This window comes from Asaia siamensis, assembly GCF_014635085.1.
Taxonomy (GTDB): domain Bacteria; phylum Pseudomonadota; class Alphaproteobacteria; order Acetobacterales; family Acetobacteraceae; genus Asaia; species Asaia siamensis.
Map to the genome: position 1 here is coordinate 46,020 of NZ_BMCH01000008.1, position 15,300 is coordinate 61,319.

The window sequence follows — 15,300 nt, forward strand, 5'->3', positions numbered from 1 at the left end:
TCAGAAGTCGCTGGTCAATGTTGCCAGAGCGGCGAACGGAGAGGCGATCTTGTAGCTCGGAGCCGAGCCAGCGATCGTCTTGCCGAAGACGCCGGTTGTGGCGTTGGCGTTGGCCTGCGGCGACTGGATCCAGTTCAGATAGCGGTTATCGCTGATATTCTGCAGGTTCAGACGCAGGACCGGGCTTTTGAAGATGCTGACTTTCGGGAAGCGATAACCGAGGCCGATATTCATACGCACATAGCCGGGAATGCTCTGGTCGTTCATGAACGTCGCATATTGGCGGGCGACATATTTCAGGTTGAAATTCGCAAAGCGCTTGCCGTCATCATAATCGAGGCCAAAACCGACCTGCCAGTCAGGAGCCTGTGGTGCTTTCTTGCCTGCACTGCGCACATAATCCGCACCCGTACCTGACCCGGCAGGGATGTTGCTATCCGTCACAGCATGCAGATATTCGACCGAGACATAGGGGCGGACATTATGAAAGGGCCTTGTGCCGAATTCGGCGTCAAAACCATCGGAGTGCATGCCACCAGCATTGATATTGGTGGTGTAGAATGCGCCCGAGGCAGGGTCCTGAATGGATTGCGTATAAAGGCGATTGGTGAAGTTGTAGTGGAAATAGGTGAGGGCGGTCGAAATCAGATCGTCCTGATAACGCCAGCCTGCCTCTTCTGAAATCGAGATTTCAGCCTTCTGATCGGGGTTGGCAAGGGTGGAATAAAGACCGGTCTTCTGATTGAAGCTGCCGGAATCATAGAGCGCATAGTTCTGCGGCATACGGAAATTCGTCGAGACGGAAACGAAGACCTGGTTATGCTGATCGATCTTGTAACGAACCGCGGCAGTCGGCAGAGCCTGATTGTAGTCTGTAGTCACATACTTGCTGCGCACATCAGGCAGATAGTTGGTGCCCGAGCGTTTGACGATCGAGTATTTCAACCCGGCATCAATGGTCAGTTTTCCATGCAGCAGCGTGAGGCTGTCACCAATGAACGGCGTATGCACCTGGGTCTGCGTCAGAGTGTTACGATACTGGGCCTTCGCACCATTGCTCAGCACGACATTATTGTCATCGCCCCACTGGCTCAGCGGCGTGCCGTCGGCACCGACAAAACTGTAGGGCGCGGTCTGGCGCTGCTTGGCGTATTCGAACCAGTAACCGACCATCAAGCGATTGACGCCGGTCGTCAGGGTCAGCTTGGTTGTGGCGCCCGGTCGGTAGGTTTCGGTAAGCGACGGATTATACAGAACCTGCATGCCCTTGCCGACGCCATTCACCGTTCCGGCAAGGGTCTGCTTGCCGTAAACGAATTTGGACATATCGGTATATTGGGCGCCACCGCCATTGCCGTAACCATACCAGAAATACGGTGTTTCCGTGAGCACGAGATGATCGTTCAGTTTGAACGTCGACGGCATAGACGCATAGATATTGGTGAAGGGGTTCGGTCGCGTCTTGTAGTAATTGACCGAACCGGCCTTTGAAGGAACATAGTAGTTGGATTCATAAACCGTGTTCGGCGGGTCTGTGGGCGACAGGCCGCTGGAGCCGACCGGATTGGTCATACCGGTGCCCCATTTATCCCAGCTTGCCTTTGTCACGTTCGGGTAGGCATTGTTCTGGATATTATTGCCGACTACGGCCAGAGAAATGCGGTTGCCATCACCCCAGTCGTTCACGATCTTCATTTCGCCGTGCTTCTTGTTGTCCCAGCCGGGGCCGCGCCAATGGTCCTGGCGCCCCTGTGAATAGGAGAAATAGGCGCGCAGATTTGTGGCACCTATGCGTCCCGTATCGAAGCGCAGAAAACCGCGTGTCGCGTTGAAAGACCCATAGGTGATGTCGACCATGCCGCCCATCTTGTTCTTGGGGTCGATCATGTACATGTCGACCACACCGCCCGATGAGCTGATATGGGGACTGTCGAGATCGGCTGATCCCTGCGCCAGGCGCACTGTCTTCAGGTTTTCAGCGTCGACGATTTCCTGCGGATACACAGCAAAATTGCCGATGTCATTGATCGGAAAGCCTTCGAGCGTAAAGCCCATCTGGGATTCTGTCAGACCGCGTACCGACATATTGCCGCCTGTCATGCCTAGCGGGTCGGTATCAGACACATTGGCGCCCGGAAGAAGGGCGATCAGCTGCATCGGGTTGAGGGCCGGGTTCTGTTTCGCGATGAAGTCACGCGTGATGGCAGAGACGGATTTCGGGCTGTCGGAAGGCGTCATCAAACCGCCACCGAAGGCGCGGCGTGTAACGCCATCGCCGTAATTATGCCCCGTCACTTCGATGCGTTCATCGGTCGGTGCCGTTGCACCCAGCATCGACGGTGCTGTCGATGCGGCTTCCGCGCTGCGTGGCGTGGTGTTCTGTCCGGTGTGACGTGTCGGCGTCGGCGCCACAGTATGGGCAGGTTCCTGCGCCCGTGCGTCGGGCAGCAATGATGCCATCAGAGCTGTGGTGCCACAGAGGAGCGCCATGCGAGAGAACATTGTGTCGATCTTCCAAACCGAGAATCAGAATTCAGCAACGATCCGTTACAATTCCGCACGACCACGATCCGGAAAGAGGGGGTGAAGCCTCGTTCAGGTCAGTGCGAAACCATGACATTTGTCACTGTTGAGCACTGTTTACGGCTTAAGATATGACAGCAATGTGAAAAGCTTACCTGGCTCATTTCGATCCTGACGACTATGTCAGAAAAGCCACAATTGACACACTTCGTCACGTTGCTGTCGACAGACTGGCTTCAGATGCCCGTCGGAGGCGGCACAGCAAGCCGCTGCCTTTGGTCAGACGGGGACTGCTTCCATCCCTGTATCGGACGAAGGATCGCTCAAGGGAGGACGTGAGTCGAAGGGCAGGTCGTTTGCCGTCATGGCAAGCATGGCAAGAGCCATTTCACGCTCACCCATGATGACATGATCGGCTCCAAGCTCCTTGAGATGCTCGACTGCGCTGTCGAAATGGGCACGGGCGATGACCATAAGACCGGGATTGATCGCCTTGGCCTGCGCGATGATCTGACCGGCTTCGAACGGCTCGGGAATAGCCACCATCAGCAGCCGCGCTTTTTCGAGGGCCATGGCTTTAAGCGTACGCGCTTCGGCGGCATTGCCAACCAGAAGTTCGATTGTGCTGCTGGCCGCAAAGCTGTCGGCCAGTTTTCCTGTCTCGACCACCAGCACGGGCCAGCCATTCTGAACAAGCCCTTCGACGACAAGACGCCCGACGCGGCCACAACCCACCACAACGGCATGATTTTCGAGCTGGGTTGGCGTCGGCGGCGGCAACAGAATGCCCGCCTCGTCCTGCGAGGGCAGGGCTGGCGCGGTTGTATGCCGTGTAATCCAGGCTTCGATCCGCTGCGTCGCCATAAGGATAAATGGATTGATGAGGATCGACAGGATCGACGCCCCCAGAATCAGATCCTGCGCGCGTGCGTCTAGCACGCCCATTTTCATGCCCAGCGCTGCGAGAATGAATGAGAACTCGCCAATCTGGGCCAGCCCGCTGGCGATGAAGAGCGTGGTGTTCCAGGGCTGACGGAGCAGTCTCAGAATGGCAATGACCGCGAGCGGCGTACCAACGAGAATGACCAGAAAGGTCAGAAGCAGCGGCAAAGGCTGTCTGATCAGAACCAGCGGGTTGAACAACATGCCAACGGAGATGAAAAACAGTACGGCAAAGGCGTCACGCAGCGGGAGTGTTTCCGCAGCCGCTCGATGAGAGAGTTCGGACTCGCTGAGCACCATGCCAGCGACGAATGCCCCAAGCGCAAAACTGACATCGAACCACTCAGTGGCGATAAATGCGACACCAAGTGCCAGTGCCAGCAGGGCAAGGCGAAAAAGCTCGCGTGATCCGGTATGGGCCACGTAGTGCAGAATGGCCGGGATCACCCGGCGCCCGACCACCAGCATCAACGCCATGAAAGCAGCTACTTTGCCCAGTGTCAGAGCAATGGTGAGGGCAAGGCCGGGAATGTTGATGGGCTCATGGGCGCCGCTCTTCATCAGAGGCGCAAAAATCGGCAACAGGACGAGGGCCAGCACCGTCACCAGATCCTGAATGATCAGCCAACCCACTGACAATCTGCCGCGTTCGGTCTCGATCAGACGCTGTTCCTGCAATGTGCGCAGAAGAACAACCGTACTTGCGACACTCAGAGCGATGCCGAAAATGAGGCAGGCGCCAGCGGACATACCCAGAAGCCACGCGCTGCCGGCTCCGATCGCGACTGAGGCCACGACCTGCAACAGAGCCCCCGGCACGGCGATAGCCCTGACCGCTATCAGGTCCTTGAGCGAGAAATGAAGACCCACCCCGAACATGAGCAGAATGATGCCAATTTCCGAGAGTTCCGACGCCAGAGGCTGATCGGCGACGAAGCCCGGGGTGAACGGGCCGACTGCAATGCCCGCCAGCAGATAGCCCACCAGCGGCGAAATGCGTATGCGCTGGGCAATAGTGCCCAGAATAAAGGCCAACCCGAGACCGATCACCAGAATACCGATCAGGGGCGTGTCATGACTCATAGGAAACCGGGATCCCGCAATGGCGATGGAAATTGGACTATTCCGCGAACAATCTTCGATCGAGGGCGGTTTTGCAATCGGTCGAGGTGTGAAAGCTGCTTCTGTCGACAGGATTGTCTGGTCCTGAAGCGACTGATTAGGCTGCAAAACCCTGACGATTACTCATTCCGGCCTCCAGACTTGCGCCTCTTTTTCTGGTTCTTCTCAGGAAAATTGCTAACGGGCAGGGCTGGAGGCTGGTTTCACGTCAGCATTGCGTATCACGCAAGGTTCAACCCGCGATGAATCTCATGGCGGGGTGAGCGCAGTTCCTCTCAATCGAGCTTCTGCATGCGTCGTGCTGCGCGTTCGTGATCGCGCAGCACGGTTTCCAGCCCGCTCTGGCAGGGCTGGCCTTCCGAGACAAGAACGCGGCCATTGACGATGGTGTACCATGCGGTCGCTGGTGCGCATCGAAGCAGAGCCTCTACCGGGTCGCTCAGCGCACCGGCACGCGACACAGCGGGTAGTTGCCATATCACGAGGTCAGCGCAGGCTCCCTGACGCAGATGGCCAATCTCATCCTCCCATCCCAGGCAGGCGGCCCCCCCTCGTGTCGCCATGTCGAGTGCGTCTCGTGCCGTCATGGAATGCGGGCCATTGCGATAACGCCCCAGAAGCAATGCCATGCGGGCTTCAAGCCAAAGCGACGCGTGATCGGTTGACGCAGAGCCATCGCAGCCCAGACCAACCTTCATCCCCCTTCGACGCAGATCCATCGCGTCAGCCGAGCCGCCGCCGATCATCATGTTCGAGCAGGGGCATTGCGCGGCGCAGACACCTTTATGGGCGAGACGGTCAATCTCGTCGCCTGTTGGATAGATGTAATGAGCCACCCATGAGCGATGGCTGGCCCAGCCCGAGCGCTCGAAATATTCGGTTGGGGTGCAGCCATAGACCTCGCGACAGTAAACGTCCTCGTCGTGGTCCTCGGCGAGATGGGTATGAAGGCGCACGTCATGACGCTCTGCCATGAGGGCGCTCTCTTTCATGATCGTTTCCGACACGCTGAAGAGAGAACAGGGAGCAAGGGCGACACGGGTCATGGCGCCCGGATTGGGATCGTGGAAAAGGCCGATAAGGCGCTCACTGTCTTCAAGAATCACATCTTCGCTCTGCACCACGCTGTCGGGGGGCAGTCCGCCATCCTTGACCGACCGCGTCATGGAGCCGCGCGTGGCGTGGAAACGAAATCCGATATCTCTTGCCGCCTTGATCTGCGCGTCGATCAGTCTGGGGCGGGGATGGACATAGTGATGATCCATTGATGTCGTGCAGCCGCCAAGCAGTAATTCCGTCATGGCGATATAGGAGGAGAGATAGACACTCTCTTCATCCAGTGTTGCCCATAGCGGGTACAGACCCTGAAGCCACTCGAAAAGCGTGCCGTTGACCACCGGGGCATAGGCGCGGGTGAGATTCTGGTACATGTGGTGGTGGGCGTTCACCATGCCAGGTGTCACCAGCCGCCCTCCGGCAGAAAGAACACGGGCGGCCTGAGGCGCGGGCGTGGTCATGGCGCCATAGCCGGCGACACGACCGTTTTCGAGACGGATCCATCCGTTCGGAATTTCGAGGCCGCGATCGAGGTAGAGGCAGGCATCGGTAACAAGCAGGGAGGTGGACATGGAAAACGCCTTTCAATTGAAAGAGTGAGTTATCCGCGCTGACCCTGTTCCGGGCCTGCGGCCACCCGGATCGTCATCTCATCCAAAAGAACGGGCTTGAAAAAACTTAGAGGTGCTCCCGCCAGAAGTTGCGCTGAAGAGCGGCCGCTTCTTCTTCAAGCAGCGGGCCGATCACCTCGGTTGCGGTCTGACCTGCAGCAAACACCTGCCGACAGGGCAGATCAAGGGTCGGGTTTTCGGGGTGCGCGCCGGTCATTGCCTTCAGATGCGCCTCGGACTGGCCGTAAACCACACGCCCTATTCCCGCCCAGTAGATGGCGCCCGCGCACATGGCGCAAGGCTCGGCCGAGCTGTAGAGCGTGAAGCCATGCAGCCGGTCCGGTGAGAAGGATTTACTCGCACGGCTGGCCAGGAGACGCTCGGCGTGGGCTGTCATGTCATGGCCCTCGGCGCTGTAGCCATTGCCCTGGCTCATCACGAGCGCGCCCTGATCATCGACCAGAACCGCGCCAAAGGGATGATCACCCGCAAGGCGCGACTGGTCGGCAACCTCGAAGGCCTTGCGCAGAAAGACGAAATCGGCCTCTTTCGCTATCGAGGTCATGATGCTGTCTCCAGTCCGGTGGGTGAAGGGTGGCTCGATCGGGCAGAGGCGCCTGGACCCGCGCCGAAAGTGACCCCCTGCGCCTTGAGCCAGCGACGATAGGCGACTGAAGACCGATCAGCCAGTGTCGGGATTTCGCTTGCTGCGTCGAGGGGCATGGCCACAGGACGCTGGTTTTCGAGAATGACCCTGTCCTGCAGGAAGATCATCTGCTGAAACTCGACCAGAGCATCATGGCTGGAGTCATTGTCCAGCAGGAACATGACAGGATGCGCGCGGCAGGTTCCGGGTGTCATGGGCTGAACGAACAGAGCAATGACATCCTTGCGCTCCGGATCATCGGGGCTGGTCTTGTAAAGCAGCGTCGAAAACGGCGCAGCGATGCGATAGATGTAATCCGTCATCAGGCCGCCTTCGGCAGAAAGCGCCGCCTGAGGCTGAAAGAAGCGGCACTCTGTTGCCCAGATCTCGCGGCCCTCAGCCCGTGTCTCGACCGTATAGCGCTCGACTTCCGTATGAGGCTCGGCCCCGAGGATATCGGTATGGACAAAAGGGAAATGCGCCATGTCCAGAAAGTTCTCGACGACACGCAAGCCCGACGCCTTGACCGCAATCGAGCCGCAACAGACGAGATTTCTGTCTGCTTCATCCGCTTCGGGAATGCCCGGTATCAGGTCGTCAGAGCCATGATCCGTATCGAGCGTGGTCCAGAGAAGGCCATAGCGGGCGCGGCTTGAAAGCAGTCGATCGCCACTAAAGGCTTCGGTATGGCCATGTTCGTCCAGCCTATATCGAACAGCCTGGCCCAGCAGGCAGGTCTCGATGAAGCTGGATGTCAGATTTTCGACCACGCCGAGAGGATACCACTGTCGTGTCGAGACCGGATCGGCGCTTTGTGACCCTTGCATCCTGCCGATCCTTCCATTCGTTGCGTGCCCGGTCACATTAGTAGCGGCATTGCGCTTGTCAAAAAAAATATTACTGGCAGGATCATGGTCAATGCCAGCATCCGACCCGGAGAGGGAATGACCAGTTCAATCATGTTGCATCTTTCCGGTCGTTTCGATGTTGCGGCGTTTCGGGATTTTGCCGAAAGCCGGGCCCGGCTTCTGGGCATCGACATGACACCGCAACGGCTGGAAGGTCATGAGATCGTTTTTCTGCTGCGCGGAGCTCATGCTCTTGTTGGAATGTTCATCATGGCCTGCGTGATCGGCCCGGCCAGCTGTGTGGTCTCCCAATGGCGGGAAGCCGTGGCATGATCCCGGTAGCGCTGTCGATGGATGTTGCTTTCGGCGATGTCGTGCCCGTGCGTCATGAGGGGCAGGAACTTGTTCTCTGGCGCGATGAGGAGGGCGTGGTTCATGGCTGGGAGGATCGCTGCCCCCATCGAGGCGTCCGGCTCAGCCTTGGCTTCATCCGCAATAACAGGCTCGCCTGTCTCTACCACGGATGGCAGTTTGACCATGAGGGGCGTTGCCGGGCCATACCGGCGCACCCCGCGCTCAACCCGCCCTCTACGATCCGAACGCAGAGTTTCCATGTCGAGGAGAAGGCCGGACTGATCTGGGTTGCGCTGGACAGTGGCGAGAACCGGCCGCTCATACCTCCGGCAGAAGGCACCTGGCATGGCGTGCGCAGTCTCGCCATACGCGTGACGCTGTCGGAACTGCGTGAGGCGCTCGTGCTTGAAAAGGGGCAATGGCGCCTGTCTTCCGACCGGCTTCTCGCCCTGCACAGCCCGGAAGAGGGAGTCACCATGGTGCATCTGGCTGTCAGAGACGCCTCGACGCGTCTCAAGGCGGCGGAATGGCTGCTTAGTTTGCGTGATTCCATGGAAGAAATACGATGCTGAGCCTCAATGGCTGGGTGATGGACGAGCGAAGCTATGCGGCGCGTCTTGCTGCGTCGCTGCTCGCTATTCCGCTCACGATCCAGACCGATCGTCGTGCCGAAATTTTCGGTCCGACGCTTGGTGACGATGAAGGTGTCTATTGCGTCGGGCTTTACGAGATCCTGCGTCATTTCTCACGACTGCCCGATGTCGAACGCGCCTGGCCGGAAGGCGAGGCACGGCACGCGCTCGAATGGGCTCTGGAGGCGCTGGAAAGCTTCTCTCAGGCGCGGCGGCAGGCACTCGGCGCGACCCTGCCTGAAAAAGCGGAGACGGATGACGTGACACTGATCTTTCGCGTGCTCGAAGATCGTCTGAGCCATGCCTATCTCAATGGGCAGGAATGGCTCTCCGGCGTGTCTGTCGGCTTTATCGATATTGCGGTCTTCCCGATTGCCGGTCTTGCGCGCGATCTCGGTATCGCCATGGATCTTTACCCTGCTATCAGGCGCTTCGTCAGAAAGGTCAGACAATTGCCCGGTTTCGTTACCATGCCCGGGATCGCCGCGTGTCATTGAAGCCCCGGTCCCTGCTGACGCGTCGCTCCCTTCTCGCAGCGGCCCCGCTGGCGGCCCTGCCTTTGACGGCCCAGGCAAAGCCGCGCTTTGCTCCGATTGCGGAAGAAGATCTGCTCGTGGCTTTCGGCCATACCAGCCCCATCAATGATGGCGGCTGGTCCCAGATGCATGACAAGGCCATACGGGCACTCAAGGCGCATTTCCCGAAAATGCGCTCGCTCTATGTCGAGAGCGTCCCTTATTCCGCCGATGCCACGCGCCTGTTTCGGCAGTTCGTGGCCGAGGGCGCGCAGATGGTCATTTCGACCTCGAATTATGGTGACTTCATCAAGGATGTTGCCGATCAGGCGCCCGATGTCGGGTTTCTCGAATGCGATGGCAATGCGGTTACGAGTAATCTGGCCTGGTATTACATCACGCACTGGTATGCCAGCTATGTGATTGGCATTGCCGCAGCGCGCCTGAGCCGGACTGGACGGCTGGGCTATGTGGCATCGTTTCCGACTTCCTCCGTCATAGCCAGTGCCAATGCCACATTGCTCGGTGCGCGCTCGGTCAATCCCGAGGCGACGATGCGGGTCATCTCGATCAATTCCTGGTTCGACCCGCAGGCAGCGGCTTCGGCAGGGGCGGCGCTGATCGATAGCGGGTGCGACTTCCTGTGCGGCATCATGGATGATCCCGGCTATCTGCGTGTGGCAGAGGAACGCAATGTCTGGGCGGCCATGTGGAACACGGACATGCGGCAATTCGGGCCAAAAGCCTATGTCAGCTCGGTCGTACTCGATTTCGAGGCCTATTATCGCGAGACCATCGCGGCACGTATTGCGGGAACATGGCGTCCCAAAGGCACGTTCCTGACACTTGGCCATGGCGTAGACCGTGATAGCTGGGGTGCTCGTGTGCCGCTCGCCATACAGCGTGAAGCCGACGCAGCGCGCGACAGGATGCTGGCGGGATGGTCGCCTTTCGTCGGGCCGATCAAGGATTCCAACTGCCAGATACGCGTCCCTGCCGGTCAGACCATGACCGATATGGAAATCTTTCACTGGAGCTGGCAGGTCGAGGGAGTGTCGGGGCTTGTCTGATCTCCTGCATAATCAAGAGACCCGTCCGGCAGATCTGCCCGCAGGAGCGCCACCGCTTCTCACGCTCTCCGGCATAGCGAAGTATTTTCCGGGCGTCGTGGCCAACAAGGATGTCTCGATTGATTTCTATCCCGGCGAGATCCACGCCTTGCTGGGCGAAAACGGGGCCGGAAAATCGACCCTGATGAACATCGTGACGGGTCTTTATCAGCCCGATGAAGGCGAGTTGATCCTCGACGGCTATGGCGTGCGCTTCGAAAGTCCCGAGGCGGCGATCGCTGCCGGGATCGGCATGGTGCATCAGCATTTCAAGCTGGTTTCGCGCTTTACGGTTGCGGAAAATCTGGCACTCGGCTGGCGCGAGACAGGATTCAGGCTCTCGGCGTCCGCCATGGCGCGTCGTGCAGAGGTCGAGGCTGAACGCTATGGTCTTGATATCAGACCTTCAGCGAGAATTGATACGCTCACATCGGGCGAACAGCAGCGCGTGGAGATCCTGCGTGTCCTTTCGCGCGGCGCTCGGCTGCTGATCCTTGATGAACCTACGGCAGTGCTGAGCCCTCTCGAAGTGGGCGAGCTTTATGCAGCGCTGCGCCGCTTTCGCGACGGGGGTGGCGCGGTCATTCTCATCAGTCACAAGCTTGATGAGATCATGGCGCTTGCCGATCGGGTGACCGTGCTTCGCCACGGACGCGTCTCCGGGACGCATCTTGTCGCTCATACCGAGCCCTCGACGCTGGTGACTGAAATGATCGGTCGTCCGGTGGAACAGAAAAGCGATTATCCGCGCAAGATGCCACGCACAGACGACGACGCGGTCATGGTGCTCGAGAACGTATCATGCCGGGACGGGGCCGGGCAGATGCGGCTGCATCCGCTCTCGCTGGAAATATGCGCAGGCGAAATTCTTGGCATTGCCGGAGTGACGGGAAATGGTCAGTCCGAGCTCTCCGATCTTCTGGCAGGGCTGCGTTCATCAGAAACCGGCCATGTGCTCGTGGATGGCAAGGACATGCGCGGGCGCGGACCGAATGCGTTTCGTGAGGCCGGGATCGGCTATGTGCCAGAAGACCGGCTGCACAAGGCGCTCGCTCCCGCGCTTGGAGTGACCGAGAATGCTGTCATGCGTCTGTTTCGCACCAGCCCGATAGGCGGGCGGCTCGCCTATCACGCTTCAGAGGCACTGCGCTTTACCCGCTCGCTGCTTGATCAGGCACAGGTTAGCCTCGCCGAGCCCGCAACGCCTATTCGTGCCTTGTCCGGCGGCAATCAGCAGCGTCTCGTGCTCGCAAGAGAGCGGATGATCAGCCATCGCGCGCTTGTGGCCTCCTATCCTAGCCGTGGTCTTGATATCGGTGCGATTGCCCTGATGCGCCAAACCCTGGCCGATATCCGTGACGAGGGAAGGGCGGTGGTGCTGGTGTCAGAAGACCTTGATGAACTCATGGCGCTGAGCGACCGCATCGCCGTGTTATGCGGTGGCAGATTGATGACCGTCGTACCCAGGGGCGACTATGATCGTGCCCGCATCGGCGCTCTGATGAGCGGTCGGAATGGAGGCGCGTCGTCATGAGCCGTCGTATTCGCCTTTCCGTCGTTCCGGCCCGGCGCATCTTTATCGGTCGGGCCCTGGCGCTGGGCTTCGTTTTCCTTGTGCTCGCTCTCGTGCTGATGCTGCTCGGGCTCAATCTCGGCACGGTGGCAACGCTTGTCGTGACGTCGACCTTCGGTACCGAGTTCGGTCTTGAAAACCTGGCCCTCTATATGACGCCTCTGCTCATGACGGGGGCTGCCGTCTGGCTGGCCCTGCGTGCCGGGCTGTGGAATATCGGTGCCGAAGGGCAGTTTCTGGCGGGGGCGACGGCAGCGTCGGCCGTCGGGCTGTTTCTTCCCTTTCCTGCTTTCGTTACCCTGCCGCTCGCCGCCATGGCCGGAATGATCGCCGGTGCCTGCTGGAGCGCCGTGCCCGCTGCGGGGCGCGCCTGGCTTGGGGTAAGCGAGATCATCACGACGCTTCTTCTCAACTTCATCGCGTCCTATCTCGTCTATTATCTGGTGACCGGCCCCTGGGCTGATCGTGTCACGGGCGCGCAGGTCTCGAGCGAGAGAATTCACGCCGCGATACCGACGATTTATGGTGTCGTTCACTGGGGCGGTCCGCTTGCTCTGGCCGTTGTCACGGCACTTGGTCTGCTGCTCGGGCGCAGTCGCTTCGGTTACGAGCTGACATTGAGCGGGTCGAATCCGGAAGCCGCGCATTACGCCGGGGTGTCGGTGGCGCCACGTCTTTTCATGGCGCTCGTTTTCTCAGGGGCGCTCGCTGGCCTTGGTGGCATGATGGAGGCGCTTGGGACGGTACACCGGCTTCAGGGTGGTCTGGCCCATGGCTATGGCTATCTCGGTATCGTGGTGGCGCTGCTTGCCCGGCAATCTGCCCTGGCACTGATCCCGGCCGCGTTCCTCATGGCGGTCATTCTCAACATGGGCATCGTCCTGCAGACGCTGCAGGTCAGTGCATCTTCCGTTCTGGCCATTACCGGGCTGCTGGTCTTCGCAATTGCTGTCAGTGATGAGCTCGCGGCCTATGTACGGCTGGAGACGCAGAAATGACCCTCTGGATCTCGCTTATCCTCCATGCGCTTGCCTATGGCAGCATTCTCGCTCTTGCCGCCCAGGGCGAGGTTCTGGCCGAAAGGGCCGGTGTGATCAATCTCGGTGTCGAAGGCCTGATGGCTCTTGGCGCGGTTACGGCGGTTCTGGCTGCCGACGCCTCGGTTTCTCCCTGGCTTGGATGTCTCGCAGCCGTTGCGGTTGGTGCTGGCGGGGCGCTCGTTCTGGGGCTTGCCACGGTCAATGGGTCGGCCAACCAGACGCTATGCGGTGTGGCCCTGACCTTTCTCGGGCTCGGATTGAGCGCCGTGATCGGTCACAACGTGGCCGGGTTGCCGGTTGCGGCAGGTTTCTCATCCTGGCCCATTCCTGTCCTGTCACATCTGCCGCTTGTCGGCCCGCTCTTTGACCAGAGCCCGTTTGTCTATCTTGCGTTCGGGCTTCTGCCTCTGCTCTGCCATATCGTCCTGTTTCGCACCCGTCTCGGCCTCAGCCTCAGGGCCGTTGGTGAAAATCCCGGCGCAGCGGATGCTGTAGGTATTCCGGTAAGGCGTTTTCGCCTCGGGGCCGTAGTCATCGGGGGGGCGCTGGCCGGTCTGGCTGGCGCGGACATGACTCTCTCGGTCATGCCCGTATGGTCTGAGGGCATGATAGCAGGGCGCGGCTGGATCGCGGTCGCGCTTGTCATCTTCTGTGGCTACCGGCCTGTTTTGGCAGCAGCCTCATCGCTTCTGTTCGGTCTCGTGATGTCTCTGAGTTTCTTCGGGCAGGCGCAGGGGTGGCCCGTTCCTCCGGCTATTCTCAACATGACGCCCTATCTCGGGACGATCCTGTTCATGATCGTCCCCGCGATGCTGCTGCCCGGCATGCGCCGTTTCATGGCCGCGCCTGCGGCTCTGGGAACGCCCTATTTCAGGGAGGAACGCTGAGCGCAGCGTTCCTGCCGACGGCTCAGAATGACCAGACGGCGTCGCAGGAGAACCAGAACATATTATTTGTCCCGTCGCGTATGACGGGATCGGCAACCGAGGCGGCACGATTGAAGGGCTGCGTGCCGTTCAGCGATTTGTCGAGCCTGAGTTCAGGCCTGAAAAGCAGCTTGCCTGTCTTGATATGTCTGTTGATGAAGTCGGGACGATAGGTCACCCCCGCGGTCAGGGCACCATAGGTTGTGGGTGGAGCAATGAAATACGGATAGGGCGCATTACGCAGCATGTTGGTGAAAGACGTCATGCTGGCATATGAGGCGATGATCGACCCTGTATTGTCGCGAAAGATCTCGCCGCGCAGATTGAGCGTTAGTGACGGGTTGATATCCCAGGCTACATAGCCGGTCACACCATAGCTGTCATTTCGTGTCGCGTCGTCACGGAGATAGATGGCGTTCAGCGTGGTCGAGAGCGTCTTGCTGAGATGATAGGTCAGCAGAAGATCACCATTATACTGCATCAGACCGTTGGCTTTCGAGCCAAGACCGGCGCTTGTCCACCCATCGGCAGACGCGACAGGGGCACCGTTATTACTCTGCGGCCCGAAATGGCCGATTAGATGGCCGTCCAGCCGACCGGCCAACAGGCCTGTAAATGAGACGCCAATATAGCCTTTGGGTTTGTTGTTGTTGCCTGCCCTGCCGAAGCTGGTCGAGTTTCCGGCATCGATACCCAGTATGGCGTTGTAATGGTCGTTCAGATGAGTCGTGCTGAGGATGCCGATCGTCTCGAACGGGACGATATAGTCAGAAGCATAGCTGAAGGAATAGAACGGTCGGGCGAGGGCGGGTATGCCTTCTGCCCCCATGATTCCGTAGAACTGTCCGATCTGGAAATCCATGCCGTTGTGCACCAGCCATGGAACATGCAGGTCGACATGCGCCTGTGTCGGCGCGAACTGATACAGGCCCGTGAGGGCATTATCTGCCATGCCGGTGGTCGGATCGAAACGCGCGTCGGAGCCATACATCATTTCAACCATGAAACCGATGCCATAACCCGATCCTACATCCGCCACAGGATGTGACACGGAACCCATGATCTGGTTGAGCGTGACCGTGTTGGCGCGGTCGAGGAAGAACTGTCCGAAATTGCGCCCGGATGTCGTCCATGGATTGGCCGCGATGCCACCCTCAATGGTGAGATGTATTTCGGTGTCGTGCCAGTAGCCGGTCTGTTTCAGCTTGACCGGAGTAGCCGCAGCTTTGTTCCCGGTTCTGGCACCTTCTGGTGTGACGGTATCAGGTTTGAAGGCGTCGCCGGAAACAGGCGTTTCTGTGGAGATGGTTTGCGGCGTGGAGAGTGTCGCGCCGATCGATTGGCCACCCAGCGTCAGGAAGACGCCGGGCAAGAAAATGCTCAGGCAGGATTTTCCCATATAA

13 protein-coding genes are annotated in these 15,300 nt (G+C 59.2%); 7 read left to right on the forward strand and 6 right to left on the reverse strand.

The window, feature by feature from the left end; translation table 11 throughout:
• The 5 genes from IEV53_RS13215 to IEV53_RS13235 all read right to left on the reverse strand — a co-directional run bounded on the left by IEV53_RS13215 (position 1) and on the right by IEV53_RS13235 (position 7,727).
• The gene (locus IEV53_RS13215; protein WP_229719891.1) at positions 1-2,502 is read right to left on the reverse strand and encodes a TonB-dependent receptor; all 2,502 of its coding nucleotides are present in this window, start codon (positions 2,500-2,502) and stop codon (positions 1-3) included.
• Positions 2,503-2,802: 300 nt separating this feature from the next.
• Positions 2,803-4,548, reverse strand: a complete 1,746-nt coding sequence (gene ybaL / locus IEV53_RS13220) for a YbaL family putative K(+) efflux transporter (RefSeq protein ID WP_188427304.1) — start codon at positions 4,546-4,548, stop codon at positions 2,803-2,805.
• A gap of 314 nt (positions 4,549-4,862) precedes the next feature.
• Positions 4,863-6,215, reverse strand: a complete 1,353-nt coding sequence (locus tag IEV53_RS13225; RefSeq protein WP_188427305.1) for an 8-oxoguanine deaminase — start codon at positions 6,213-6,215, stop codon at positions 4,863-4,865.
• Between the two features lie 106 nt (positions 6,216-6,321).
• The gene (locus tag IEV53_RS13230; RefSeq protein ID WP_188427306.1) at positions 6,322-6,819 is read right to left on the reverse strand and encodes a nucleoside deaminase; all 498 of its coding nucleotides are present in this window, start codon (positions 6,817-6,819) and stop codon (positions 6,322-6,324) included.
• Positions 6,816-7,727 (reverse strand): aromatic ring-hydroxylating oxygenase subunit alpha, encoded by a 912-nt coding sequence (locus tag IEV53_RS13235; protein WP_229719892.1) that lies wholly within the window; start codon positions 7,725-7,727, stop codon positions 6,816-6,818. The genes IEV53_RS13230 and IEV53_RS13235 overlap by 4 nt, the downstream gene beginning before the upstream one ends.
• A gap of 117 nt (positions 7,728-7,844) precedes the next feature.
• On the opposite strand from IEV53_RS13235, the gene IEV53_RS13240 reads away from it, so the two are divergent.
• The 7 genes from IEV53_RS13240 to IEV53_RS13270 are packed head-to-tail and all read left to right on the forward strand — an operon-like array spanning position 7,845 to position 13,858.
• The gene (locus tag IEV53_RS13240) at positions 7,845-8,081 is read left to right on the forward strand and encodes a hypothetical protein (RefSeq protein ID WP_188427307.1); all 237 of its coding nucleotides are present in this window, start codon (positions 7,845-7,847) and stop codon (positions 8,079-8,081) included.
• Entirely contained in the window at positions 8,078-8,674 is a 597-nt protein-coding gene (locus IEV53_RS13245) for a Rieske (2Fe-2S) protein (RefSeq protein WP_188427308.1), read from the forward strand. The genes IEV53_RS13240 and IEV53_RS13245 overlap by 4 nt, the downstream gene beginning before the upstream one ends.
• Positions 8,668-9,231: a glutathione S-transferase family protein gene (locus IEV53_RS13250; RefSeq protein WP_188427309.1), complete on the forward strand. Its 564-nt coding sequence runs from the start codon at positions 8,668-8,670 to the stop codon at positions 9,229-9,231. The genes IEV53_RS13245 and IEV53_RS13250 overlap by 7 nt, the downstream gene beginning before the upstream one ends.
• A complete protein-coding gene (locus IEV53_RS13255) occupies positions 9,222-10,319 on the forward strand; it encodes a BMP family ABC transporter substrate-binding protein (protein ID WP_188427310.1) in 1,098 nt (365 codons plus the stop codon). The genes IEV53_RS13250 and IEV53_RS13255 overlap by 10 nt, the downstream gene beginning before the upstream one ends.
• Positions 10,312-11,892, forward strand: a complete 1,581-nt coding sequence (locus IEV53_RS13260; protein WP_229719893.1) for an ABC transporter ATP-binding protein — start codon at positions 10,312-10,314, stop codon at positions 11,890-11,892. Before IEV53_RS13255 ends, IEV53_RS13260 begins: the two co-directional genes overlap by 8 nt.
• Complete coding sequence (locus tag IEV53_RS13265; protein WP_188427311.1) at positions 11,889-12,929, forward strand: ABC transporter permease; 1,041 nt, start codon at positions 11,889-11,891, stop codon at positions 12,927-12,929. Before IEV53_RS13260 ends, IEV53_RS13265 begins: the two co-directional genes overlap by 4 nt.
• Positions 12,926-13,858, forward strand: coding sequence for an ABC transporter permease (locus tag IEV53_RS13270; protein ID WP_188427312.1), 933 nt, complete (start codon positions 12,926-12,928; stop codon positions 13,856-13,858). The genes IEV53_RS13265 and IEV53_RS13270 overlap by 4 nt, the downstream gene beginning before the upstream one ends.
• 22 nt (positions 13,859-13,880) lie before the next feature.
• Here IEV53_RS13270 and IEV53_RS13275 read toward each other — a convergent pair whose 3' ends face one another.
• A complete protein-coding gene (locus IEV53_RS13275; RefSeq protein WP_188427313.1) occupies positions 13,881-15,296 on the reverse strand; it encodes an outer membrane beta-barrel protein in 1,416 nt (471 codons plus the stop codon).
• Between the last annotated feature and the right edge of the window lie 4 nt (positions 15,297-15,300).